Annotated in this window: 25 protein-coding genes and 2 riboswitches; of the genes, 5 read left to right on the top strand and 20 right to left on the bottom strand. The window is 38.3% G+C overall.

All coding sequences use genetic code 11. The features are described from left to right. From cobA to J9537_RS06305, 14 genes are read right to left on the bottom strand one after another with little or no spacing between them, the layout of a single operon-like run. On the bottom strand, positions 1 to 1,425 hold the full coding sequence (gene cobA / locus J9537_RS06370; RefSeq protein ID WP_218257142.1) for a uroporphyrinogen-III C-methyltransferase: 1,425 nt from the start codon (positions 1,423 to 1,425) through the stop codon (positions 1 to 3). Positions 1,426 to 1,429: 4 nt separating this feature from the next. After that, positions 1,430 to 2,170: a precorrin-6A reductase gene (gene cobK, locus J9537_RS06365; RefSeq protein ID WP_218257141.1), complete on the bottom strand. Its 741-nt coding sequence runs from the start codon at positions 2,168 to 2,170 to the stop codon at positions 1,430 to 1,432. After that, positions 2,167 to 2,892: a precorrin-3B C(17)-methyltransferase gene (gene cobJ / locus J9537_RS06360; RefSeq protein WP_218257140.1), complete on the bottom strand. Its 726-nt coding sequence runs from the start codon at positions 2,890 to 2,892 to the stop codon at positions 2,167 to 2,169. The genes cobK and cobJ overlap by 4 nt, the downstream gene beginning before the upstream one ends. Next, positions 2,871 to 3,929 (bottom strand): cobalt-precorrin 5A hydrolase, encoded by a 1,059-nt coding sequence (locus J9537_RS06355; protein ID WP_218257139.1) that lies wholly within the window; start codon positions 3,927 to 3,929, stop codon positions 2,871 to 2,873. Before J9537_RS06355 ends, cobJ begins: the two co-directional genes overlap by 22 nt. Continuing rightward, positions 3,922 to 4,689 carry a cobalt-precorrin-4 methyltransferase gene (locus J9537_RS06350; RefSeq protein WP_218257138.1) on the bottom strand — a complete coding sequence of 256 codons (768 nt, stop codon included), beginning with the start codon at positions 4,687 to 4,689 and terminating at the stop codon, positions 3,922 to 3,924. Before J9537_RS06350 ends, J9537_RS06355 begins: the two co-directional genes overlap by 8 nt. A gap of 4 nt (positions 4,690 to 4,693) precedes the next feature. Beyond that, positions 4,694 to 5,248, bottom strand: coding sequence for a decarboxylating cobalt-precorrin-6B (C(15))-methyltransferase (locus tag J9537_RS06345; RefSeq protein ID WP_218257137.1), 555 nt, complete (start codon positions 5,246 to 5,248; stop codon positions 4,694 to 4,696). Beyond that, the gene (gene cbiE, locus J9537_RS06340; protein WP_218257136.1) at positions 5,238 to 5,849 is read right to left on the bottom strand and encodes a precorrin-6y C5,15-methyltransferase (decarboxylating) subunit CbiE; all 612 of its coding nucleotides are present in this window, start codon (positions 5,847 to 5,849) and stop codon (positions 5,238 to 5,240) included. Before cbiE ends, J9537_RS06345 begins: the two co-directional genes overlap by 11 nt. Next, positions 5,846 to 6,967: a cobalt-precorrin-5B (C(1))-methyltransferase CbiD gene (cbiD, locus tag J9537_RS06335; RefSeq protein ID WP_218257135.1), complete on the bottom strand. Its 1,122-nt coding sequence runs from the start codon at positions 6,965 to 6,967 to the stop codon at positions 5,846 to 5,848. Before cbiD ends, cbiE begins: the two co-directional genes overlap by 4 nt. Next, positions 6,967 to 7,617 carry a cobalt-precorrin-8 methylmutase gene (locus J9537_RS06330; protein ID WP_218257134.1) on the bottom strand — a complete coding sequence of 217 codons (651 nt, stop codon included), beginning with the start codon at positions 7,615 to 7,617 and terminating at the stop codon, positions 6,967 to 6,969. Before J9537_RS06330 ends, cbiD begins: the two co-directional genes overlap by 1 nt. 14 nt (positions 7,618 to 7,631) lie before the next feature. After that, the gene (cbiB, locus tag J9537_RS06325; protein WP_218257133.1) at positions 7,632 to 8,588 is read right to left on the bottom strand and encodes an adenosylcobinamide-phosphate synthase CbiB; all 957 of its coding nucleotides are present in this window, start codon (positions 8,586 to 8,588) and stop codon (positions 7,632 to 7,634) included. Continuing rightward, a complete protein-coding gene (locus tag J9537_RS06320) occupies positions 8,585 to 9,940 on the bottom strand; it encodes a cobyrinic acid a,c-diamide synthase CobB (protein ID WP_218257132.1) in 1,356 nt (451 codons plus the stop codon). The genes cbiB and J9537_RS06320 overlap by 4 nt, the downstream gene beginning before the upstream one ends. Further along, entirely contained in the window at positions 9,831 to 10,820 is a 990-nt protein-coding gene (locus tag J9537_RS06315; RefSeq protein ID WP_218257131.1) for a GHMP family kinase ATP-binding protein, read from the bottom strand. The genes J9537_RS06320 and J9537_RS06315 overlap by 110 nt, the downstream gene beginning before the upstream one ends. Then, complete coding sequence (gene cobD, locus J9537_RS06310; protein WP_218257130.1) at positions 10,817 to 11,881, bottom strand: threonine-phosphate decarboxylase CobD; 1,065 nt, start codon at positions 11,879 to 11,881, stop codon at positions 10,817 to 10,819. The genes J9537_RS06315 and cobD overlap by 4 nt, the downstream gene beginning before the upstream one ends. A gap of 21 nt (positions 11,882 to 11,902) precedes the next feature. After that, positions 11,903 to 12,403, bottom strand: a complete 501-nt coding sequence (locus J9537_RS06305; RefSeq protein WP_218257129.1) for an ECF transporter S component — start codon at positions 12,401 to 12,403, stop codon at positions 11,903 to 11,905. Positions 12,404 to 12,510: 107 nt separating this feature from the next. Further along, positions 12,511 to 12,681: riboswitch (cobalamin riboswitch) on the bottom strand. Positions 12,682 to 13,082: 401 nt separating this feature from the next. Here J9537_RS06305 and J9537_RS06300 point away from each other — a divergent pair. Together J9537_RS06300 and J9537_RS06295 are read left to right on the top strand one after the other, a co-directional pair. Further along, positions 13,083 to 14,603, top strand: a complete 1,521-nt coding sequence (locus tag J9537_RS06300; protein ID WP_245001301.1) for an amino acid permease — start codon at positions 13,083 to 13,085, stop codon at positions 14,601 to 14,603. Between the two features lie 24 nt (positions 14,604 to 14,627). Continuing rightward, positions 14,628 to 15,080 (top strand): precorrin-2 dehydrogenase/sirohydrochlorin ferrochelatase family protein, encoded by a 453-nt coding sequence (locus J9537_RS06295; protein WP_218257128.1) that lies wholly within the window; start codon positions 14,628 to 14,630, stop codon positions 15,078 to 15,080. 298 nt (positions 15,081 to 15,378) lie between these two features. Here J9537_RS06295 and tenA read toward each other — a convergent pair whose 3' ends face one another. Beyond that, positions 15,379 to 16,035 (bottom strand): thiaminase II, encoded by a 657-nt coding sequence (tenA, locus tag J9537_RS06290; protein WP_218257127.1) that lies wholly within the window; start codon positions 16,033 to 16,035, stop codon positions 15,379 to 15,381. 180 nt (positions 16,036 to 16,215) lie between these two features. Then, a riboswitch (TPP riboswitch) is annotated at positions 16,216 to 16,307 on the bottom strand. A 139-nt stretch (positions 16,308 to 16,446) separates the two neighbouring features. Between tenA and J9537_RS06285 the strand changes: the two genes are divergently transcribed. After that, positions 16,447 to 17,292, top strand: coding sequence for an aminoglycoside 6-adenylyltransferase (locus J9537_RS06285; RefSeq protein ID WP_218257126.1), 846 nt, complete (start codon positions 16,447 to 16,449; stop codon positions 17,290 to 17,292). Positions 17,293 to 17,342: 50 nt separating this feature from the next. On the opposite strand, the gene J9537_RS06280 is transcribed toward J9537_RS06285, so the two are convergent. Further along, a complete protein-coding gene (locus J9537_RS06280) occupies positions 17,343 to 18,251 on the bottom strand; it encodes a DUF2268 domain-containing putative Zn-dependent protease (RefSeq protein WP_218257125.1) in 909 nt (302 codons plus the stop codon). Between the two features lie 151 nt (positions 18,252 to 18,402). Here J9537_RS06280 and J9537_RS06275 point away from each other — a divergent pair, with 151 nt between their 5' ends. Both J9537_RS06275 and J9537_RS06270 read left to right on the top strand, forming a co-directional pair. After that, on the top strand, positions 18,403 to 19,131 hold the full coding sequence (locus J9537_RS06275; protein ID WP_218257124.1) for a DUF2087 domain-containing protein: 729 nt from the start codon (positions 18,403 to 18,405) through the stop codon (positions 19,129 to 19,131). 28 nt (positions 19,132 to 19,159) lie between these two features. Next, on the top strand, positions 19,160 to 19,597 hold the full coding sequence (locus J9537_RS06270; protein WP_218257123.1) for a VOC family protein: 438 nt from the start codon (positions 19,160 to 19,162) through the stop codon (positions 19,595 to 19,597). Between the two features lie 47 nt (positions 19,598 to 19,644). Here J9537_RS06270 and J9537_RS06265 read toward each other — a convergent pair whose 3' ends face one another. The 4 genes from J9537_RS06265 to J9537_RS06250 form a co-directional block, all read right to left on the bottom strand. Continuing rightward, complete coding sequence (locus J9537_RS06265) at positions 19,645 to 20,433, bottom strand: arginase family protein (protein ID WP_245001300.1); 789 nt, start codon at positions 20,431 to 20,433, stop codon at positions 19,645 to 19,647. Between the two features lie 176 nt (positions 20,434 to 20,609). Continuing rightward, entirely contained in the window at positions 20,610 to 20,828 is a 219-nt protein-coding gene (locus J9537_RS06260; RefSeq protein WP_218257122.1) for a hypothetical protein, read from the bottom strand. Continuing rightward, positions 20,809 to 21,084 (bottom strand): hypothetical protein, encoded by a 276-nt coding sequence (locus J9537_RS06255; protein WP_218257121.1) that lies wholly within the window; start codon positions 21,082 to 21,084, stop codon positions 20,809 to 20,811. Before J9537_RS06255 ends, J9537_RS06260 begins: the two co-directional genes overlap by 20 nt. Positions 21,085 to 21,327: 243 nt before the next feature. Then, entirely contained in the window at positions 21,328 to 23,598 is a 2,271-nt protein-coding gene (locus J9537_RS06250; protein WP_218257120.1) for an ATP-binding cassette domain-containing protein, read from the bottom strand. Between the last annotated feature and the right edge of the window lie 125 nt (positions 23,599 to 23,723).

Below are 23,723 nucleotides of genomic sequence, written 5' to 3'. Positions count from 1 at the left end.
CTACATCTCCTCTATTAATTTATCGATCACACTTTTATAACTAGGCTCATTTGTCACAATTACTGGAAGATGGTAGTCTTCAAAAATCGCTTTTGTCTTATTTCCCATCACTACAACTTTTTTCTTCCGAACAATCGCTAATTCTTCCGTAGACAAAGCCGTTAAAAATAATCGAGCGGATTTTGAATTAGGAAAGTACATAAAATCTGTTTCTTGCCACAGCTTAGGTATCTCTGCTGTAATTTTTTCCTCATGACTTATCACCTTTTTGCCTGGAATTCTTTGTTCATTCAGACGCGCTATCTCAAAGGAATCTCCTAAAAATAGTGTATTAGAAGTAACTTGAAACTCTTGCAAACACTGTGGTATACCTTTAAACTCATGATCCGGACGAATCCCTATTCTTTTCAAAGCTGCCCCCGTATGATGGCCTACTGTGACAAAGCGCCAATCCATCAAATTACGCCAATCGATACCACTTATTTTCATGGCTCGAATGAACATCTCAATACTAAGTTGATCTGTAAAAACGATATTTTTAGGCTCAGAAAATTCCATTTTTTCATCAAATATTTGAATACTACTTGCTGGCAGTTCAACAATTTCTGCCCCTAAATCTGATAAACGATTTGTCATATTTCTTTTTTTTGAATAGGGGACTGTAATACTTAATGAAAATAGTGGACGCTCTTCGAAAAAATTCAAGTCTTGTCGGCGGTTTACAACGTTCCCAATCACAATTAAACTCGGTGGTTCCAGCTTTGCATTTTGAGCTTGTTCAAAAATTGTCGCAAGTGTACCTGTTACTGTTTTCTGTTGTTTGCGACTTGCCCACTGAATCACTGCTGCTGGAGTCGTTTCATCCCTCCCATGACTTATCAGTTGATTTGTAATTTCTTGTAAACTAGACATCCCCATCAAAAAAACCAATGTTCCGTCTGCCGCCGCAGCTGTTTTCCAATCCACTTGTTGATCTGATTTATTTAGATGTCCTGTATAGACATGGAAACTTGCAGCTAAATCTCTGTGTGTAATTGGAATTCCAGCATAAGCGAGCCCACCAATAGATGAGGTAATCCCAGGAATCGTCTCAAACGGAATTCCAGCTTTCTTTAGAGATGCCCCCTCTTCACCACCACGACCAAAAACATAAGGATCTCCGCTTTTAAGTCGGACGACATTAAGGTCCAACTTCGCTTTTTCAATCATGATCTCCTCAATCTTATCTTGTGGAACTGGATGATAGTTTGGCTTTTTGCCAACGTAAATCTTCTCACAAGCAATTTTACAGGCATTTAAAATCGCAGGATTGATCAAGCGATCATATACAATCACATCTGCCTGTTCTATTTTTCTTAATCCTTTGACCGTTAGCAACTCTGGATCTCCTAGTCCCGCACCAACTAATGAAATTTTTCCGACCATTTCATTACTCCTTTACTTGATGAACAAGCTCTTCAATAGTTGAAAGCTTATTCGGATAGTTTATCTTTTTACGTCTCAGCACAATACACGGAATATTCAAATCATGACAGGCCTCGACTTTTTCTAGAAAACCACCTGCGTTGCCACTTTCTTTTGTAATCATCACGCCCGCTTTATTGTGAAGTAATAATTCACGATTCAACGTTCTAGAAAAGGGTCCCTTTATTGCTTCTACTTGACTAGTTGTTAATCCCAACTTTTCAATAGCATTCATGACTTCGGTTGTTGGTAATACTCTGGCAATTATCGCCTTTTTAGGTAGATATTTTAAAAACTCTCCTAACGTTTTACTTCCTGTCGTTAAATAAATGTTTCCTGAATATTCTTGAGCCTTCTGGCAAGCCTCTTTTACTGAGTCTACCTCGAGTACTCCCTCAGCACTAAATGAAGGACGCTCAAAACGAAAATAAGGAGTGGCTGTTGCTTCACAAGCAGAGATCGCATTTTTCGAAACTTCCTCTGCAAATGGATGTGTTGCATCAACAATTTTATTTACTTGATGATTTTGAATAAATTCCACCATCTCTGCTTTAGTTAAACGGCCTTTAATAATATTTTCCGCAACGGATTTTGCAAGACTTTCACCATAATCTGAAACGACGGACAGATAGAAGTTTATATCATTCTTATTGAATGCTTTTGCAATATTTTGGCTATCAGAGGTACCTCCCAAAAGTAAAATCATAATTGGTACCCTCGGGGAGTGATCATCCGTTCATTGTGAATATAGGTTTCCTTGTTTCCTACTAAAACAACGGTTGTCATATCCACCATTGTTTCATCTAATTGTGCAATTGTTGTAAGAATTGTCTTTTCTTTTTTTCGTCCAATATCTTTCGCTAATCCAAGAATGGTCTCTTTTGGTTTGTATTGTTGAATGATCTCTAATGCCTTGGTTAAATGATTAGGTCTACCTTTACTTCTAGGGTTGTATAAACAAATGACAAAATCCGCACTAGCGGCAGCATGCAGTCGTTTTTCAATCATTTCCCAAGGCGTCATCAAATCGCTAAGACTGATATGACAAAAGTCATTCATTAAAGGAGCGCCTAATAACGCTGCACCTGCAATACTAGCGGTAATTCCTGGAACAATTTTGACATTAATTTCATCATTCGTTTGACTTAAAAGTTCTAAGATCAAACCTGCCATCCCATACACACCTGCATCACCACTTGAAATTACAGCAACATTTTTTCCTTCTTTTGCTACCTCAATCGCTTTTTTACATCGATCGATTTCTTGTTTCATTCCGGTACTGATTATTTTTTTTCCACTGACTAATTCGTGAATTAATCGGACATATGTGGTGTACCCCACAATTACTTCTACTTTACGGATGACCTCCATCGCTTCAAGCGACATCTTTCCTTTTTCACCTGGCCCTAATCCCACCACGTACAACATGTGTCGTCCTCATTCCTTCCCAATGCAAAGGTGACGCCTTGGCCGGCATAACGTTTCGTCACCACTTGTCCATTACTTGCTAAATCTGCTGCTGCCAAACTCACACTACCTACACCAGTTATTTTTTTTACGAAATCTGATTGAGCATATTTTTTTGAAACAGCTGATAATTCTTTTGAAGTATAAGTTGTAAACGGTACGTTAAGCCATTCGGCCAGTTGGCATATGCCTGCTTCACTTTTTTTCAATTCAATACTGACAATTTCTTTTATACTTCGATAATGAACATTGTTTAATTCACAAAAATTAAGATACTCTTGCTTAATAATTGGAAAAGCAAGTGCTTTTCTTGCCCCAATCCCTAATACATATCTTCGAGGAACTACTTGAATAATTTTTTCAGAAAAAAGTTGCTCCTTTTTATCTGAAATAAGCAGTACAGCTTGAAAGTCGTCCACTGAGTCACTAGCCTCAATTAGAGTTAACCCTCGAAAATCTTTGCTCCATTCTTCATGTTGTATTAAGCCTACCTTTTGATGGTCGGCTAGAAGGCCGTTAACTTTTTTTGTTGTCTCCTCAAAATTGTCATACCAGCCATTAATTTCTTTACTCAGTAAATCCAAAGCCGTTACTTCTTGCACATCTGTCGCTGTAGTTATTACTGGACAGCTATTTAATTTTTCGGCAATTTCAAGGGTCAGTTGATTCCCTCCTCCAATATGCCCAGATAATAGGCTGATTGTATGTCTGCCTTTCTCATCAATAACTATTACTGCAGGATCTTTTCGCTTGTCCTCTAACACACCAGCAACGCTGCGAACTACAATTCCCGTTGCCATGATGCAAATCAGTGCCTCGTATTGTGAAAAAAGAGCGTGAATACCTGATAAAACTTTCCCTGTAGGAAGAACCAATAGATCCGTTTCAGCTTTATTCTCAGGTACAAAAATAGGCGCACTTTTATCCCAACTATCCCGTAATTCTCGAGCTAATTTAATTCCCGATGAAGTGATGGCTATAATTGCTCGCTTATTCATCGCTTTTCTCATTTCGATATTCATGCGCAAATGATGCATCATAGAGTTTAGAGTAATAAAACTCATTTCCTAAGAAATCCCCCACCATAATCAACGCCGTTTTCGTAATATCTGTCTCTTCAATTTTTTTGGTAATATTTTCTAATGTGCCATAAATTTTCTTTTCTTCGGGCCAGGTCGCTTTATAAATAACTGCTACAGGGGTTTTCATTTGATAGCCCCCAGCAAGCAGCTCCTCAACTACTCTCTCTATCCCTTGAATCGAGAGAAAAATGACCATTGAAGTTTGATGTTGCGCAAAAGAACGTAAACTCTCTCTTTCTGGCACAGGCGTCCTTCCCGCCATTCGTGTGATAATTACACTTTGAGAAATTTCTGGAACGGTATATTCTACACCTAAACTTGACGCCGCACCTAAAAATGAACTAACACCTGGCGTACAAGTAAATTCAATTTTGCGTTTTTTTAATTCTTCGATTTGCTCTCGAATTGATCCATAGATGGAAAAATCTCCCGTTTGCAATCGGACAACTTCTTTATTCGCCTTTACACCTCGTTCCATTTCATCAATAATCTCCGTTAAGTTCATGGTGGCACTATTGAATAGTTGACAATCGGAGGAACAATAATTTAGAAGCTCCGGATTTACTAATGAACCTGCATAAATGACACAGTCGGCTGATTTAAGCAACTGGTATCCTTTAAATGTAATCAATTCCGGATCTCCTGGTCCGGCACCCACGAAATGTACTTTTGCCATATGGTTATCCCTCTTTTCTCGATTCAATAATAATCACTGGGTTTTGCCCTTTAAAATAATGGCCTTGACCTAATTTCGTATAATGACCGACTTGCAGCTGAATGGCTTGATATAAATGATTATTGTTCTCCAGCCACTTAGTCGCTTCGATCGCGTGTTCGATTAAAATAAAATTTAGTACTAAACGTCCTCCCGTTTGTAGTCGTCGAAAACTCCATTCTAAAATTTCCGACAAGTTTCCTCCTGTTCCACCAACAAAAATAGCATCGAATCTCTCAGTTAAATTAATAGGAGCCTTCCCTAGGACACGCTTTATATTAGTCAGTTGAAATTTATTTTGATTTTTCTTCAATATATCAAGAGCAGCTTGATTTGAATCAATTGTCGTAACCTTTAAGTTAGGGTATGAATAAGCAGCTTCAATCGCCATTGTGCCTGTTCCTGTGCCTATATCTAAAAAGGTCTCTGCTTCTCCCAACTGTAACTTTGCTAAACTAACTGTTCGTATCTCTTCTTTTGTCATTGGAACACTTCCGCGAATGAAACAATCATCCTTCATTAATTATCACCACTGCATTCATTTGATAGTCTTCATCTGGCACATCAGAAGCCTTGTAGCATCTGATTTTTTCATCGGTATAACTAAGATTCTCACCTATATAGAAGATTGAGTGTTTAGGATACTTTATTGATTCCTGGGCTAATTGATAAGGTCCTATTGTTTTATCGGTTACAATTCCGACTTTAGGTAAGTTGAAAATCATCGAATAGTCAGGGATTCTGCCATGACTGCTAGTAATTAAGCAATCTTCCATGGGAATATCTATGCGATTGAACAAGTACTGTAAAGAACTAATTCCGGGAAGAATTGTTAATTTTTCTGCTGGAAATCGCTGAATCAGCCATTTTCCAATTCCGTAAGTTAGTGGATCTCCCGAAGCCAATAGCACGAGATTGTCCTCTTGGTAATCATTTAAAAGTATCAATAGATCCTCTAATTTACTTGGGAGTAACTGACAATTTTTCTTTTTATTAATCGGAACAAGCTTCAATTGCCGTTTGCTTCCAATAATTTGGTCTGCTGCCTCAATTGCAGATTGAGCTTTGTTAAAGAGGTAATCTTGCGTTCCGCCCGGACCAATTCCGACGACAGTGATCATTTCCATTCCTCCTTCAACAGTTCTAATGATTTGGTTGACGCTAAGTATCCTCGTTGAGAAGAAAATAAAACGACTTCAATGGATGGTTCAGGTTTACGATATTTTAATAGTCCTTCAGAACGTTTTTTCACTTTTTGTGCAATAATTTGATAAACTGCCTCATACCCTGCTTGAGCAATAATTTCTCCAGCCGCCTCAGTCGTTAAACATTGTTCAATTTGTTGCAGCTGAGTCACAGGCATCCCTAATAGCGCAAGATTGGCCACTAAAATTTCTGCTCGTGCATCGGCATCCCTGCTATGTGTTGAAAAGATTCCCGCAGAAACTTTGATCAATTTCCCTAGATGTCCAACCATCAGTACTTTTTCAAATTTTAGTCGTTGTATTTCCTTTAATACGTATCCGACAAAATTACTCATAGATACAATGCGTGCTTCATTTAGCTTTAATGTCTTTAAAGCAAAGGTTTCACCATAATTACCTGGACATAAGATTACAGAGTTATACCCTTGACTTTTTTTCATCTCTAATTCTAGGGAGATTGATTGTTTCCAGCCTTCTTCAGACATAGGAGTGACAATACCTGTCGTACCTAAAATTGAAATTCCACCTTTAATACCTAACCGACGATTCATCGTTTGTTTTGCAATCTCTTCTCCCTCTGGGGCAAAAACAGTGATTTTTGCTCCAGTGTTCGAGCCAATTATTTTTCGTACTGATCTTTCAATCATCCTTCTTGGAACCGAGTTAATTGCGGCTTCACCAACAGGTAATTGCAATCCAATTTCTGTTACTCGACCGATCCCTACTCCCCCATCAATGATTAGTTGATTGGTCGTATTACGAGTGACTTCTACACCAATGAGCATGCCATCAGTAGCATCCACATCATCCCCGCCATCTTTCACAACAAACGCTTGACAGCTATCCTTCTTCATTTCTATGGAATGAATTGGAATCATTATCTTTTCTTTATTTGGAAGCTCAATTTTGATTTCTTCGTAAGCTTTATCATGAAAAAGAAAATAGGCTGCTGCACTTGCTGCCGCAGTTGCACATGATCCTGTCGTATAGCCCTTACGTAACTTTTTCCCGTTATAAAAGACAAACTCCTCCATTAGTTTTCCCTTTCTACTAACTGATACAATAGGGCATTGATAATGGCAGCCGCAACATTACTGCCACCTTTTCGTCCTCTAGCTACTATCGCTGGAACATCACTTTCAAATAATGCCTCCTTTGATTCAGCAGCACCGACAAAACCAACAGGAACACCAATTACCGCCGCGGCATCTAACTCTCCTTTTTCGATGAGCTCTAATAATTTAAAAATGGCTGTTGGTGCATTCCCGATAACAAATAGTTTTGGCCCGTCTTTTTTTGCGGCGTGTTCGATTCCTGCCATTGAACGAGTCATTCCTTTGCTTTTAGCCTGCTCAGATATTTTAGGATCGGCTATGTAACATTCATAACGAATAGTTAACTTGTCTAATACACGCTTATTTATTCCACTTAACGCCATTGTTGTGTCAGTAAAAATTGTCCCGTTTCCTGTTAAGAAAAAATCTTTCAGCTCTTTGATAACATCATTGGTAAAAACGAGACTTTTTAAATAGTCAAAATCAGCACTCGTATGAATGACGCGTTTTATAATCATTTCCTCCTCTGGGCAAGAGTAAACAAAGTCAGGAAAATCTTGATCAATTATTCCTTGAATGATCGTAAAGCTCTTTGATTCAATTAACTGAGGATCTCTTATATAGTCCACACGTTTCCCTCTTCTCAAAATAAGTAATAGGTAAAGAAAATTGCTATACTGCTGAAAATGCTTAGACTTAAAATTGACGTTACATATAGCAACGTATTTGTAATCAAAATATCCCTAGGTTCTGCTGAACGAAGTGTTACACCAATGGTTGGTTTATAAATTTCGACGCCATGATAACAATGTGTTCCACCTAGCTGTATTCCTAAAGCACCAGCAACAATAGATTCAGGAAAACCACTGTTTGGGCTTTTATGCTTGCGGCAATCCTTTTTACCAACTGCCCAAGCATTCGCCACATTTAAGTTCAGCAATTTGGCCGAAGCTAATAAAAATAGCCAGGTTAATCGGGCAGGGATAAAATTCCATAAATCATCCATTTTTGCTGAGAACCAACCAATTGCTTGGTACTTTGGAGTCACATAGCCAACCATTGAATCGAGTGTATTGACAGCTTTGTACATCATTGCTAATACTGGTCCCCCAATAAATAGATAGAGTAACGGCGCTACGACCCCGTCACTGGTGTTTTCAGCAACTGTTTCGATTGTCGCTTTTGTGATTTCTTCTTCCGTTAACTCACTAGTATCTCTACCTACAATCATCGCAACTTGTTTTCGGGCGCTATTTAAAGTATCTAATGTCAATTTCTGATACACTTTTTTCCCTTCCAAAGACAAACTTTTAGTTGCCAATGTTGTGTAGGCTAAATATACATAGCAAAATGTCCCGAAAAAAGGATGAATTAGAAAACTTATTTTGAGAATGATATAAGTGATCAAACCCGTACCGAAAACCGTAACAAAAAACAATAGGATGCCCCAGCGATATTTTTCATTTTCACTTTTTGTTTGCGTATATCTTCGCTGAAACCAATCAATGAAATTGCCGATACACTTAATTGGATGGGGCCAATTATAAGGATCACCGATCAACAGATCTAACAGAAATGCAGTAACAATCCAAATAGTCATAGATCATTCCTCACTTGTTGTAATAAATTCTGTAGAAAGGTCTCGTTTTGATAGAAATGGAGATGTAGATAACTCCCAAAAGTATTTTTCTTTTGATAGCCACCTGCCCATTCTTTGATGACTTCTCCATCTCTTTTTTTGGTCATTTTCAAGACAGTAGGTTCCTGACTATTGAAGACAGAATGGTGAAATTCGTGTCCAACAACAACCGTCCCCTTTTTCCCGATCAGAGTATCTCTTTCAATTTCTCCGTAACAATAGCCAAATTTTCTGAGTCCAGAAGACATCTCACTGACGCCTTCAAAAATCCCCACCATCGGATAGAACTCATTTCCACTTTTAAATGAAGAACCTAAGTACATCAGCCCCCCACACTCAGCTAGGATAAATGCTTCCTGCTCATGCTTATCCTTAATACTTTGTCGCATCGAAGAATTTTCAGCGAGTCGTTCCGCAAACTCTTCAGGATATCCACCACCAAAATAGTACAAGTCTGCACTTGGCAACTCACGATCTCTGATTGGGCTAAAGGAAATCAATTCTACTCCATATTCAGACAGCAATTCGAGATTATCTTGATAATAAAAATGGAATGCCTCATCTAGCGCATAAGCGAGTGTAATTTTAGGATAGTGAGGATATTTCGGTGCCTTATATGAAAGTTCTTCTTCCGGCAAGGATTCTACTAATCGTTTAAAATCAAAAGTTTTTTCTAATGATTCAGATATTTTTTGTATTTTTTGGGTAGCATCCTTACTTTCTCTATCAGGGATCAGTCCGAGTTGTCTAGAAGGAAGTTCTGCTCCTTTCTCACGCTTTAAATAGCCGAAAACGGGAATATCCGTATATTTTTCAACCGCTTTTCTTATCAATTGATAGTGTGTTTCGGAAGCCACCTTATTAATTAACACTCCACAAATATTGACCTCAGGATCAAAATTTGCAAAGCCCTTTACAACAGCTGCTACAGATGTTGAGGCCGATTGACCATCCACTACTAACAGTACTGGACAATTCAACAATTTCGCTATTCCTGCACTTGAACAATAGTCCTTATCAACACCTAAACCGTCAAAAAGACCCATCACCCCTTCTATTACACATATATCTGCTTGATGCGCTTCTTTTTCAAATAGCGATCGTAAACAATCGGTATTTGGGACTAAAAACATGTCCAGATTTCGTGAATGTTTTCCTGTGATACGAGTATGGTATTCTGTATCTACATAATCAGGGCCAACCTTATAGGGTTGAATTTTGTACCCCTGCTTTTGCAAGAGGTTCATCAATCCAAGTGCTATCGTCGTTTTCCCCGACCCGCTGGATACTGCGGCAACCATTAATTTTTTCATTGTTTCTCCCCACCTCCAACAGCTGTACTCCTCCATAAAAGCTATGATGTACACTTATCCTTGAATACCATTCGCTGAGCTTAGACCGTTGAATCACTCGTATTGCCTCTTTTATTTCTTCAACTGTTTCCAGCATGATTCCAACGACGGAACCACTATGTGCGACATTAATACCCAGCCATTTAAAATATTGCTGAAACTTTAATAATTCAGAGAAATATGGTTTGGGTAAGATATTTTGATTCAAAACAGCGCTTTGAGTTGCTGCCTCACCAAGAAATTTTAAAGATTGTATTTTTACCGCATGTTGATAATGTTGGTGGACCTCAAGAAATTGCTTGCGTTGTTGATAGAACAATCGGTCGGTTTCAGTAGAATGAAAGGCCTCTGTTGTTAGAGTTTCATCCGGTTCAAGTACAAGCACGTAGAACAAAGGAGCCCAGCCGCTTTGTTCCCTAATGGAACCCGTTCTTTGCTCAAATAAGGTAAGCGTTGGAAAAAGAATACTGTCTGTTCGTTCGATTGCCAAACAAATCTCTATTATCTGATCTCTTGAAATCTGCTTTCCAAAAAACGCCGCAACAGCTTGACAGGTTGCAGCAATATCAGCTGTACTGCTTGCCATTCCTTTGGCAACTGGTAAATCTGAATTTATTGTAAGTGAAAGTCTCGAGCTTACTTCGCTCGGAAGATCAAAACAAGTCAATGTCCGTCGCAAAGCTTCTTCGGCTTTTAAATGACCAGATTTGGAAGTTTCTTTTAAACTTACTTCAGCCATGGAAAAACGATTAATTCCATAACTGACTAATTTTTGTGAATCATCCAACCATCCTTGAATGAGTTCCCCACAGGAGCCTGGACAAGAAGCAACCGCTTTCATAAAATCCCCTCCAATGCATTCAAAAGCACTTGATTCTCCGTTCTGGATTTAACTGCAATGCGATAGTACTTTTTAGTTAATCCTTTAAAATCACTGCAATCCCGAATCACTATGTTTTTATGAATCAAGCTTTCATACAGACATCCGCTGCCTAGATAACGAAAGAATAAAAAATTTGTTTGACTTGGAAAAAGTTCTATCTCTTCAAAAGCAGATAACCCTTTTTCTAAAAAAAGACGCTCTTTCTGAATATATCGCTGACTCTCCTCAATAAAGCTATGTTCTTTTAGCGCTTGCCTGCCTGCTAAATCCGCAAATGTATTAATATGCCAAGGAATTGACCTCTTTTTAATTGCATGTAAAGTGGATAAATTGCTCGTCAATAAATACCCTAAACGTAATCCAGGAATCGCAAACATTTTAGTTAGTGAACGTAAAATATATAAATTGGGATAATCATTGATTGACGAAATGAGCGAGTTTTCCTCTTTTGTAAAATCTACAAAGGCTTCATCTAGAATAAGTACCACTTCATTTTTACAACAAAATTCGAATAATTTATCAAGTTCCCTTTTAGAAAGAATTTGTCCGACTGGATTATTGGGGTTACAAAGGCAAATACCATCAACCTTCTGCGCTTCTGCTACCTGAATCAGTTCCTTAACCGACCATTCAAAATTTCGCTCTTCTAAATAGAAATAACAAAATTCTGTCCCTGATTGACTAAACGCTGCCTCGTATTCTCCAAAAGTCGGCGCCAACAAAAGAAGTTTATTCACCTTTAATGTGCTTCCCAGCATAAAAATAGCTTCAGCCGCTCCGTTAGATGGGTAGATAAACGCTTCTGAAATTTCATGAAAATTGGCAATTGATCGAATCAGTGTTTGGTAACGAATATCGGGATAATGTATCAATTGTGTAATACTATTCGCGATCACTCGTTCAACGCCTTCGGGAATACCCAAGGGATTGATATTTGCACTAAAATCAATTAACCGTTCCATACCTTTTTGATAAACTTCACTAATTTCCTGAATATTCCCACCATGTTTGACCGTCATAATTATGGCTCCGCTTCTTCTTTATTTTAGAAAAATTGCTTCTTTATATTTTTGTGGAATGCCTAAAATAACAACCTCGGATAAGCACAAGTTAACTACTGTGGCAAGTGTTAAAGGGACAAAAAGCATAAAAACAACCGGACCCATTAGTGGGTAAAGTAATAACAAATCAAGGGGTACGTTGATCGTATAACCTACTAACATAGAAACAATCGATGCAACCACTTTATTTTTTGACAATTTTTTACGCGTCCAGCTATAGAAAAACATACAGACTGCCATCAAGACCGCAATAATCAAATGGATCGGCAACGTATTTGGAAAACCAGATAGTAAGGCAGAAATCATGTGTCCGAAAAATCCTAAAAATGCGCCTGCTGCAGGTCCAAGTATAATCGCACCGATAAAGGCTGGAAAAGAATCCAGGGCAATGGAACCTAGAATTTTGATATTTGCACCGATCACACAGAGAGCCAAGAGTATTGCTAATGTTGCTAATTTCTTTGTAGAGTACTTCATCATAATTCCCTCCTTAAAAATAAACACGGCGAGACCGAAAGTGGTCTCGCCGTGTTTTATTTGTCCAAAAAAGATACAGACAACCAGCAAAATAACCTTCCCAATCCAATTATTTCTTAATCTCTATATAAGGTATCCTGACTTTGCATCTCCTTACTATCTCGCCTTCCCGAAGAGTGGCTGCTGAGAGTTCATCCGCATATACAGTAGAAAGGGGCTGTTGAGGATTCTCACCTCATTCCCTTACACAGTGATTACTTTATTTAGTTTTCATTTATTATAGCAAACGTTTACATAGATACTGGTTCTTTCAAGGGAACTCAGCCGCATTGTGCTATTTTTTGTAGCGAATGGGCAAAATATTATAATAAAATACCAGCCTAATCCCTACTACATCATCCTTTAGTTCCTTTTATTGAACGGAATTTATTAAAGTCTCATTTACAAATTAACAAAATTCAATTTGATCAAGTAAGTTGAGCCAAAATTTGTTATTTCTCGTAAAAACAAAGCAAGATATTGTTATTGACTCTACCAGATGAATGATAAATGTTGATTTAACAAGCTTTTAGTCAATTTCCATTCTCTCATTTTTATGAACAAACAATTTTTTACCATCCTAAGTCATCTTGTCTTTTTTTTTGAAAGAAAATAAGATAGGAGAAAAGGACGCTAGGAGCAGATGATGAAAAAAAAGAACGCTTCTCAGAATTTAATTTTGATCATTACCACTACTGTGTATTCATTTTCCAGCATGATCTCTGCTTTCTTTATGCTGGGAAGCCAATCACTTATTTGGTTTTTTATCAGCGCGTTATTTTACTTTATCCCTTATGCGCTGATTGTTGCTCAATATACAAAAAAATATGCTCATCGTTCGGGAGCAATATATGATTGGTTAAAAGAGTCTCTTTCTCCTAAATCAGCCTTCACCACTGTCTTCCTGTGGTATAGTAGTTACTTTATTTGGATGATCAGCCTATTTATGAAACTGTTGATTCCAATTTCTATCCTTATTTTCGGAAAAGATATTACTGGCACAATCGATTGGCTAGGAATTTCGCCACAAATTTGGCTAGCCGTGTTTTCAATTTTTTCGGTACTATTTATTACCTGGATGAACAAACGAGGATTTCAAGTTATCTTCAGATTTCTACACATTAGCGGGTATGCCATGGTAGGGCTTTTACTCCTTTCGACTATTGGTAACTTAATGCTAATTACTAAAAATCCTGAACAAGTAATTGGAAATATCAATCATAGCCTATCTGTTACTAGCTTTTTTCAAGGTTCTTCAAACCGACTATTATCTCAACTGCCCTTCTTTATTTTTTCGATCACAGCTTTCGGCGGACTGGATACTATTGCTAGTCTTGCTGATAAGACAAAAAAAAGCCGCAAGAGGTTTCCTCGAGCAGTTATCATCAGTTCATTTGTTGTATTGATACTCTATGTCAGTGGTATTATCCTGTGGAGTTGTGCAAATAACATTGGCGCCATTCGAGATACAACTTCTTTACATCTTGGAAATCTAATGTATGGCGTCATGGAGCAGCTGGCTCTATCATTAGGCAACGTCTTTAAGCTATCCGCAGGTCACACGCATTTATTGGTCCAACTTTTTATTCGCTACACTGCACTGACTATGGGACTTGCCTATTTGAGTCTACTTAGTTCCATCAGTTATGGTCCATTAAAGAGTTTGATCAAAAGTACGCCTAAGTTCTTTTGGCCAAGGTTCTCTGCTTTAAATGAGAATGATATGCCAGAAAATGCATTGTGGATTCAGGCAATCCTTATCTCACTGTTTATCGGACTACTCTCATTCAGCAATACTTTTCTGTCTGAATTATTTAATCAATTGACCTATATGACAAACGTTTCCCGAGCAATCCCTTACTTTATTGTTGCTGCCAGCTTTCCTTTTTCTTTAAAAAAGAAAATTATTTCAAAGGAAACTTTATTGATTAAAAATAGCGGTCTTAATTACTCGCTTTCTATCAGTGTCTGCATATGTATATTTGTAGCCATTGCTTTTCAAATTTATGAACCTCTTAAATTAGGGAATTACGTGAATTTTTCTACTTTACTGTTGGGGCCTGTCTTCTTTGGTCTTCTTTCAAATTTTATTTATTTTCGCTTGGAGCAAAAGAAACGTCTGACGACTCTCTCTCAACAAAATAACGATAAGCACTCACTATAATTAGATTGCTAAGGAGCTAGAAGAATGTATCCAATTTTAGTTGATATTAAACAATTCTCAATTCTCGTTGTTGGCGGTGGGAAAATAGCCACTAGAAAAGTGTCTGCATTGATCGAGGCGGGAGCGAAACCAACAGTTATTTCACCAAGCTTCTCAGACACCTTATTAAATGAAAAAAAGAACGGTACAGTCTTATTGCGCGAACGATCTTTTCAATACGGAGATACTAGTAATTTTCAAGTTATTTTTATTTGTACAGATAATGAAGCGGTTAATCATGCGATTTTAAATGAAACCACCCCACGTCAACTCGTAAACGATACAACGAATCAAGACAACAGCAATTTTTTTAATATGGCATTCATGAAGGAAAGAGATTTCGGGATCGCCATAACAACAAATGGAAATAATCCTAAAAAAGCGAAGATTCTATTGAAAACTTTGCGTAAATATTTAAAAGGAATCAAAATGGATTAAAAAGCACCTGAATGATTGTCCTTATTTCATAAAAGGATGATTACTCAGGTGTTCTTTCAATTTAACCCATTAATAAAGGGCATCAAATGAATTAATTGCCTGTCCACCAGGATAAGCAAAACATACCTCAACATTCTCTTGGATAAATGCTTTTACAACCATTTCTGCTTCCGAAACCATTGTTAGTCCCTCGTAATAATGCAAGTGTTAATTTTTGTTTTATAGAACACAAAGAATGTCTGTCAATCGTTTTCAAACAAAAAAGACCGTTCACTATGAACGATCCCGAGTTTTGTTATCACCATTTTTCTAAAGTGAGAGCCATTTCCCAAAAATCATACTCCATTTTACTGCTAATAACGAATGCTTCCATCATTTTTCGCTGCTCATCTTTTTCGCTTTCTTGATATAAACGATCTAACAGTGCACGCTCCTTTTCAATTCCTTGCGCAGCTTCTTCCCCTGCATATGTCTCAATCCATCGCTGATATAACGGGTTGGGAGAACCCATCTCAATTAAGCGTACACCAATCTCCTGATATAGCCATGCGCAAGGTAACATTCCAGCAATAGCTGTCTTCGGTGTCCCATCAATCAGCTGTCGGTACATATGTGAAACGTAATTATACGTTGTTGGAGCTATCGGCGTTTCGGCTATCTCCTTTTCAGTAATGGCTAATTCAGTGAAAAATTCAGATCGGATTGCTAGCTCACCCAATTCAAGATTCTTGGCATTTTCGTTTAACTGAGCCTGAATTTCTTTATCATCAGTTTGCTCAGCAATATAATGGTAAAGCTTACTGAAATGTTCGAGATAGTACCGATCTTGCAGTAAATAATAGCGAAAAATCTCTGGGGCTAAATCTCCTGCTGCTAACGATTGAATAAACGGATGCGAAAAGCTTCCATCCCAAAATACTGCCGCTTCTTCTCTTGCTAACTTCGTAAACGTCATTTAATTTCTCCTTTTCAAAAAATGATTAAACAGCATCCAACTTAAACTATAAAAGTGACATTTTTTCTCTAACGCAACAAAAAACCTCCTTTATCCCTATTTAGAATGAAAAGGAGGCTTCTATGTTTGGAAATTCATACATAAGAAAACCCAACCACAAAAAAGCGATCGGGTACAAATTTATAAACCATTACACATTCCCTGCGTCAGTCCTAACTGCTTCAGGTTCAATGGGTATAATCTCAGCTTCAGAAGCACCCCTAGTGTCATTCAATTACTAAAAGTATAGCATACTCTTCTTGTAAAAAATGCCGACTAAATTAAACTTCTGTGTATTTAATAAAGCATCCTACTTTCTTTATAAAACTTGGTATACTAAAAAAAGATAGTTACCGAAAGGAATGATTCCTCATGAGAAGCGAAAAAGAAATGTACCACATTATCCTCGAAACAGCAAAAAAAGACGATCGCATTCGCGCGGTATTTTTAAATGGTTCTCGTGCCAATAAGAACGTCCCAACAGATATCTATCAAGATTATGATATTGTCTATGTAGTAACAGAACTCGAATCCTTCAAAAGGGATCCTGAATGGATCGATAGTTTCGGAGAACGTTTGATGCTGCAAACGCCTGAAACAATGCGCTCCCCCAGTGGATTAGGACACTTTAATTGGATGATGCTCTTTTCTGATGGCAATCGACTTGATTTGACTCTTATTCCGATTCCACTACTTGAATCCTTTAGTAAGGATAGTCTGACAGTACCTTTGCTTGATAAGGATGATCTGCTACCAGCCTTTCCACCCGCCTCAGACAAGGACTACCTCATAATACCTCCAACCAAAATTGAATTTGAATCGTGTTGTAATAATTTTTGGTGGTGTTTACAAAATGTTGCCAAAGGAATTGCTCGCGACCAACTTCCTTACGCTCTGATGATGTATAATACTGTCGTTCGAAAAGAGCTTCATGACATGATTGATTGGTTTATCGGCATTAAAAATAGTTTTAGTGTGTCCTCTGGAAAAATGGGTAAATACTATAAACGTTTTTTACCGAAAGATTTGTATGAACAGTATTGTGCCACTTATTCAAATACCGAGACGGAGAATCTTTGGTGTGCTACGTTTGTTGCGTGTGAGTTATTCCATACTTTGGCAGTATTTACTGCAAACCATTGTGGCTATTCTTATCAACAAGAGGATGAAAATGGCATTCGTGAATACTTAATAAAAACCCAAAACAATGATTATTAGAAAAGCATATTATTAGTCTATAAGCCCAAGAAAAATGGGCTTATTTGATTCTATTCAAATATTTTTGATTCTTTAACAAGCGTTCGGCTCGGAGTTAATGTCGCCTCCGCAATTGATTTCCCAGTATTTTTCAAATAGGCCTTTACGAGATGGTATCCAACTGTGTATCCAGCATTTCTTGAAAGTCCAACAGGCGCGTATCCCTGCTCCTTAGCGACTTCATCCCCATACATATAAGCCGAAACTTGATCAAAACCACGTGCTTCACGACCATCCTTCATTACTTCAATCGTATAATCCATCTCCTCCTTATCGTACTCTTGTACCCAAGGGCCACGGGATTCAACTCCATATAATTCCTCAGCGAAAACTTCTGCTAATCCCTCAATCACCAAATAATCCTCAACACTTACATCACCATGATTAAATGGTTCATAAGTAAATCGCACATTATGATTAAACTCATGTGCTAATGCAGATTTTAAACGCGTTCGATTAAACTCATTTGGTACAACAATCAAAAACATAAAATCTGGTATCCCACCAAAGCCACTGTATCCTTCACTCGCCATCAATACACTATTGTCTGAATCTCCCAATAAAACAGCGACAGTAAAATCATTCACAGGAATATCATAACCAATGTCACTAAAAAGTTGCGCACCATTAGCAATCACTTGCTTATACTCGGAAAAAATCTTCGTCTTCTCTAACAGATCTATTTTTGTTTGAATTTGATCAACACTTTTTCGCGGAGTCCAAATGCCTAACATCTCCGAAGCCATCACTACATCATATCCACCAGGTGTTTTTGGAGTAAGCGGTGCGTTTAAGTACCGCCACATTGGTTCAAACGGCTGCATGATTTCATACCGAAAAGCATTTTCATCTACCTTTTCTTTCAGACATCTTTTGTAAAAAGACAACGAATCAATCATCGTAACATTTATCTTATTCATGATCTAACCTCCTTGCTTATATGATAATGGTTGACGTTGCGTGAAGGTCAAGAAAAAGTGAAGCATAGACCAGTAGCAACAATTTTAAATTTGCAACCAAATTTGCAAACGTTTTTTAATTATGTTAGCATATATACAGGAGGGAGATCGTATGGAGAGTGAATTAACAATCAAGGAAATAAAAAAAGGCTATGCCAAAAAAGGGGAATTTCTTTTTCAGTGTCTGTATTGTGATCAAACGTTTGACGATCGTTTCGTCTACCCCATCAGCGAATCAAACAGCCAATTAGCACGAGCGGAAGGCGCGATGATCTATCATTTAAAACACGAACACAATGGGCCTTTTGATGCACTGCTGACTCTTGATAAGAATCAAACCGGCTTAAGCGAGACACAAAAGAACTTTTTGACTCTGTTTTCCAAAGGATTCGAGGATCAGGAAATAGCCAATCAACTGAACATTACGACATCTGCAGTAAGAAATCATCGTTTCAAATTTAAAGAAAAGAAACGTCAGGCAAAAATTCTTTTGGCCTTATTGGAATTGATCGACGAAAAGGAACAAAGTGATTTTATCGCAAACTCCTTAATCGATTCCGATGAACGGTTTGTATCCAGCAAAAAAGAAAGAGACAAAGTCTTCAGCGTTTTTCTTGATGCTAACGGGAAAGCCACTCAAATCCCGAAAAAAGAAAAAAAGCGGATTATTCTGATTCAAAAACTGGCAGAAAACTTTGTTCCTGAAAAACAATATACAGAAAAAGAAATCAATACGATTATTTCGGAAATGTTCGATGATTATGTAACGATTAGACGCTACCTCATTGAATATGGAATTTTAGGTCGTACGGTGGATGGCACTACTTACTGGAAAATATAACTGGTTTTACTAGAATGGGGGAAGAGTGATGGCATTACCAATGAAAGTCGATCATTTGCAGGTAACGGTGAAAGATGTTAATAAAGTAGAAGCCTTTTACGATGGATTAATGGAAGCTTTGGGTTTTGATTTAAACAAAAAAATCAATGTTTATTTGGAAGAGCTGGATTTGCAGGTCATTGAATATCTCGACAGTTCCTATGATTTTGGTATTTGTTCAGCATTAAGTCAATTTGAAGATCAAACTGTGCACAGAAGAAAGCCCGGTGCGGTTCATCATATTGCTTTTAGAGCCTCCTCTAGAAACGAAGTCGATCGAATGTATCAAATAGTGCGTGGTCTTGGCGCTGAAATCTTAGATAAGCCGCAAATTTTCCCACAACACGGGCCAAACTATTATGCTCTCTTCTTTAACGATCCAGATGGAATTAAGTATGAGATCGTCAATAATGATGATCATTGTTGAGGATGGTTACAACGTTTCAAACAGCCAGCACCTGCTGACTGTTTTTTCTATTCCCTAAATATTTCCATACTCGCGAATGCATTCCGCAAGTTAATCGTATCCCACGGTAGATGTTCCCAAATGCTAAATCCAACGATTTCAGCCTTTTCAGAAACATCGTGAATGATTCGCGTGATTTGATCTAGTGTCATTGTGCCCACTGGTGCAGGAAATTTATCAATAGCTAGATGAGGTTTCCCTGGATGAGTCGAACGAAAATCCTGCGGGGACAGGACATCCAAATCAAAATGAATCGCTAACTGTTTAATGTGGTTCTGATTGATCAAACCGACCAATGCTCGACTATCGCCTGCCAATTTGTCGGGTGTCCGGTAATTCATCTGTAACTCATCGACTTGATGGTCGCAGGGTCGAAGTTCTTCATATTTCAAACCAACTAGCATCACTTGCTCTATTTTAAAGGGATGCTGAACTTTTTCTGCAAATTGTGGTGCGCCATGTCCTAATAAATTACCTAGGACCATCATATGTTCACGATTGCTGTCATTGATCGTGGACATATCAGAATGAGCATCTATCCAAAGAATCCCTAATGTATCTGGATATTTTCCATGGAGATAGTCAAACGGTGCCTGTGATATCGAACAATCTCCGCCTAGTGTGATAACTTTTTCCGGTGCTTTTTCTTCCAAAATCCTAGCCGCTTCTGCCAGTTGTTTCAACAATCCGCTTTCACCGATTACGCCATGTTCAAGCGGTAGTTCTTGTGGAAGCTCCTTGTCAACGGAGACTTGCACCATTTCGGCTTGATTGCCTTGCGGGACGATATGACTCAATAACTCAGAGCCAAAAAATAATTTGGATTGTTTCCTCCCTGCCACTGGGGAAAGAGCAATCTGAGCGTTTTACTCATAAAAATTTCCTCCTTTAATCGGGGCATAAGCAACATCAAAACTTTTCATTATCTATAATATACTCATATTTATCTTCCGAAAAAAATCAAAAAAAAGGACTAGCAATCTAGTCCTAATTCTTCATGTACATATAAAGACATTTCAGCATTTTCATCAATCAATTTGTAAAAGTATTGTAGCTGATCATCTTTTCTGGCTGCAACGAATGCCTCACGCAAATCCATGCATTTTTGGATAGCGAATATCCATATATCGGCAATAAACTCATCACACATCTTTTGATGAACGATACTTAAGTTAAACGTATTCACTGACATAATCTTCCACCCCCTGCCCCTCTTGCTCTGGCTTGAAGATAATGACTAATCCTTTAGTATCAGCCGTCAACACCATATCAGTACCTTCAATCTCACTACCGTGTTTCAATGCATGATAATATAACTGGTCCACACTCCAGCCTTTTGCCGCTAATGTGACCATTTCTAAACATAACTTACCTACCTTTGCTTCTACTTCTGGTGTTGCATACACCATCATGGGTGCATAGCAACAGATGTTTTTTAATCGATCCATCACAATCATCCCCCTTTAAGTATAACAAAAAATCCCGTCATTTAGACGACTAGACCTATCCAACAACTTTTAAAAAAATGAAAGAAAAGTCAGCGAGCCTACTCTCTGTTGAGCTTTTAGCCTTTAAATAATAATTAATCTAAACAATTCTTTTTATTAATATTTTCTACTATAAATTAATCTAACGTCCTTCATATTTTGAAAATCTCCAGGTGAGATGGCATTAAAAAATCTCCTGCTGAATTAGCAGGAGATCGCATGCTCGATTCGTTCACTACTTTTCTTCAAATACTCACCAGTGATCGTTCCGCTTTCTAATAAATCTTCAGGAACACCGCTGAAAACAACGTTGCCGCCCTTCACACCGCCCTCTGGTCCGATATCAATAATCCAATCGGCTTGCTTAATGATCTCACTATGATGTTCAATGATAATCAATGTGTTTCCTTTATCCACCATCCGTTGAAACAGCCCGTTTAACTTTTTGATGTCTGATAGATGCAGTCCTGTCGTCGGTTCATCAAGAATGAAAACAGTTTCATTTTGCGTGATCGCCTTAGTTAATTTTAGTCTTTGTCGTTCCCCGCCAGAGAGTGTGGTCAAGGTACGTCCGATCGGTAGATATGTTAACCCAGTATCAATCATCGCCTGCAGCTTATCGTTCATTTTTTTACTACCGATACCGCAATAGAAGTCTTGCAGCTCTTTGGGTGTCATTGCCAACACGTCTAAAATTGTGGATCCTTTCAAGCGATAACTCAATGCTTCATCAGAGAAGCGCGTCCCGCCACAAGCTTCACATTCATTCACGATTGGATCCATGAATACCAGTTCCACTGTCGTCTCTCCTTTTCCGTGACAAGTCGGACAAGCCCCCGTTGAATTGAAACTGAACATACCAACTGGAACATGATTCGCTTTAGCAAAGGTTCGGCGAATCTCATCATAGATTCCAAGATATGTCGCTGGTGTCGCTCGGTTGGTTGCTTTGATTGGCGCTTGATTAATGATAGATAGTTCATTTGGAAATTGTTCTGGCAGAACTTTTGTAATCAGCGTTGACTTTCCAGAGCCGGCTACGCCAGTCACCACTGTTAGAACGTGTTTAGGAATATCTACAGTCACATTCTTTAGATTGTGCAAGTTGGCCTCCTTGATGGTCATTTTCTCATGCCACTTACGGGGATGAGTATTGATTGGTAGGCTCTGGCAGATTTCCTTCCCAGTTAAACTTTCTGACTGAAGAAGCGCTGGATACTCTCCTCGAAAAACGATTTCCCCACCTTGTTTTCCAGCTAGTGGTCCGATATCAATCACTTCGTCAGCGACCGCGATCACATCAGGGTCGTGTTCCACGACAAATACTGTATTTTCCTTATCTCGCAAATCTTGCAGAAGTCGATTGATGCGTGAAACGTCGCGAGCATGCATTCCAGTACTCGGTTCATCAAAAATGTAAAACAGCCCATTCAAGGCACTACCCATATACTTCACTAATTTTACTCGCTGTGCTTCCCCACCTGATAAGCTTGGTGTCTGCCGATCCAACTGGAGATAATCCAATCCGATATCAATCAGACGTTGAACTTGACGCTTAAGTTCATCAATTACTTCGTTTACTCCTGGGTAATATAGCTCGTCTAGAAAATGAAGCAGATCGTTCATATCCATCGCTACACAATCAGCAATCGAACAGTCGTTGATTTTTACTGATAACGTTTCTTTGTTTAATCGTTGCCCTTCACAGTCAGGACAAGGTGCTTCAAAAAGTAATTCTTTCAACTTATCCTCATACATTTTACTGTGGCCAGATAAATCGCGCTTCAAAATAATCCGTTCGTAATTCCGACAGATTCCTTCTAGTTTTGGATTCACCGGTGTTGGCTCTTGATCTGGATGCCCATAGATTAATTGATTCCACTGAGCAGTAGTCAATTCTTTTAATGGTTGATCATTGTCAAAAAAATCAGCGGCAGCATACTGTTTCCAGTACCAATTGCCGACTGCATATCTGGTATCCATAACAGCACCCTGGTTCCAAGATTTTTCCCGATCAATCAATTTGTCCAAGTTGATTTGATTAACACGTCCTAATCCAGAACATTTTAAACACATGCCTTGAGGATGATTAAAAGAAAATTGACTGGCAGATCCAATGTGAGGCTGACCGATTCGCGAGTATAATAAACGAAGCAACGAATAGGTTTCAGTAATCGTTCCAACCGTAGAACGTTGATTTCCGCCAAGCGGAGTTTGATCAATCACGATCGCTGGATTCAGATTTTCGATTCGCTCCGCTTTCGGTTTGAGGAACTTGGGCATCCGGTTCCGTACAAATGCAGAGTAGTTGGCATTCATTTGTCGCTGCGCTTCAGCAGCAATCGTGTCAAAGACCAAACTGGACTTTCCTGAACCTGACACGCCTGTAAACACAATCAGCTGGTTCTTTTTGATCTCCAATGAGAGATCCTGCAAATTGTTTTGTGTGAGACCGATTAATCTTAGTGGTTTCATCTGATTTCCCCCTTACCTTTCTAGTCTAAAGTCTTCCGCAACTGGAGAGTCAAGGAGAATTCAACTTTTTTTACGAAAAGTAATTCTTTAGAATCATTTACATCTTTATCGTCTAATTGTGGTTG

It is taken from the genome of Enterococcus raffinosus, assembly GCF_019175485.1.
In the GTDB taxonomy this organism is placed as follows: domain Bacteria; phylum Bacillota; class Bacilli; order Lactobacillales; family Enterococcaceae; genus Enterococcus_A; species Enterococcus_A raffinosus.
The sequence above is the reverse complement of the archived record's forward strand: the minus strand, read 5'-3'. Positions and strand labels throughout refer to the sequence as shown.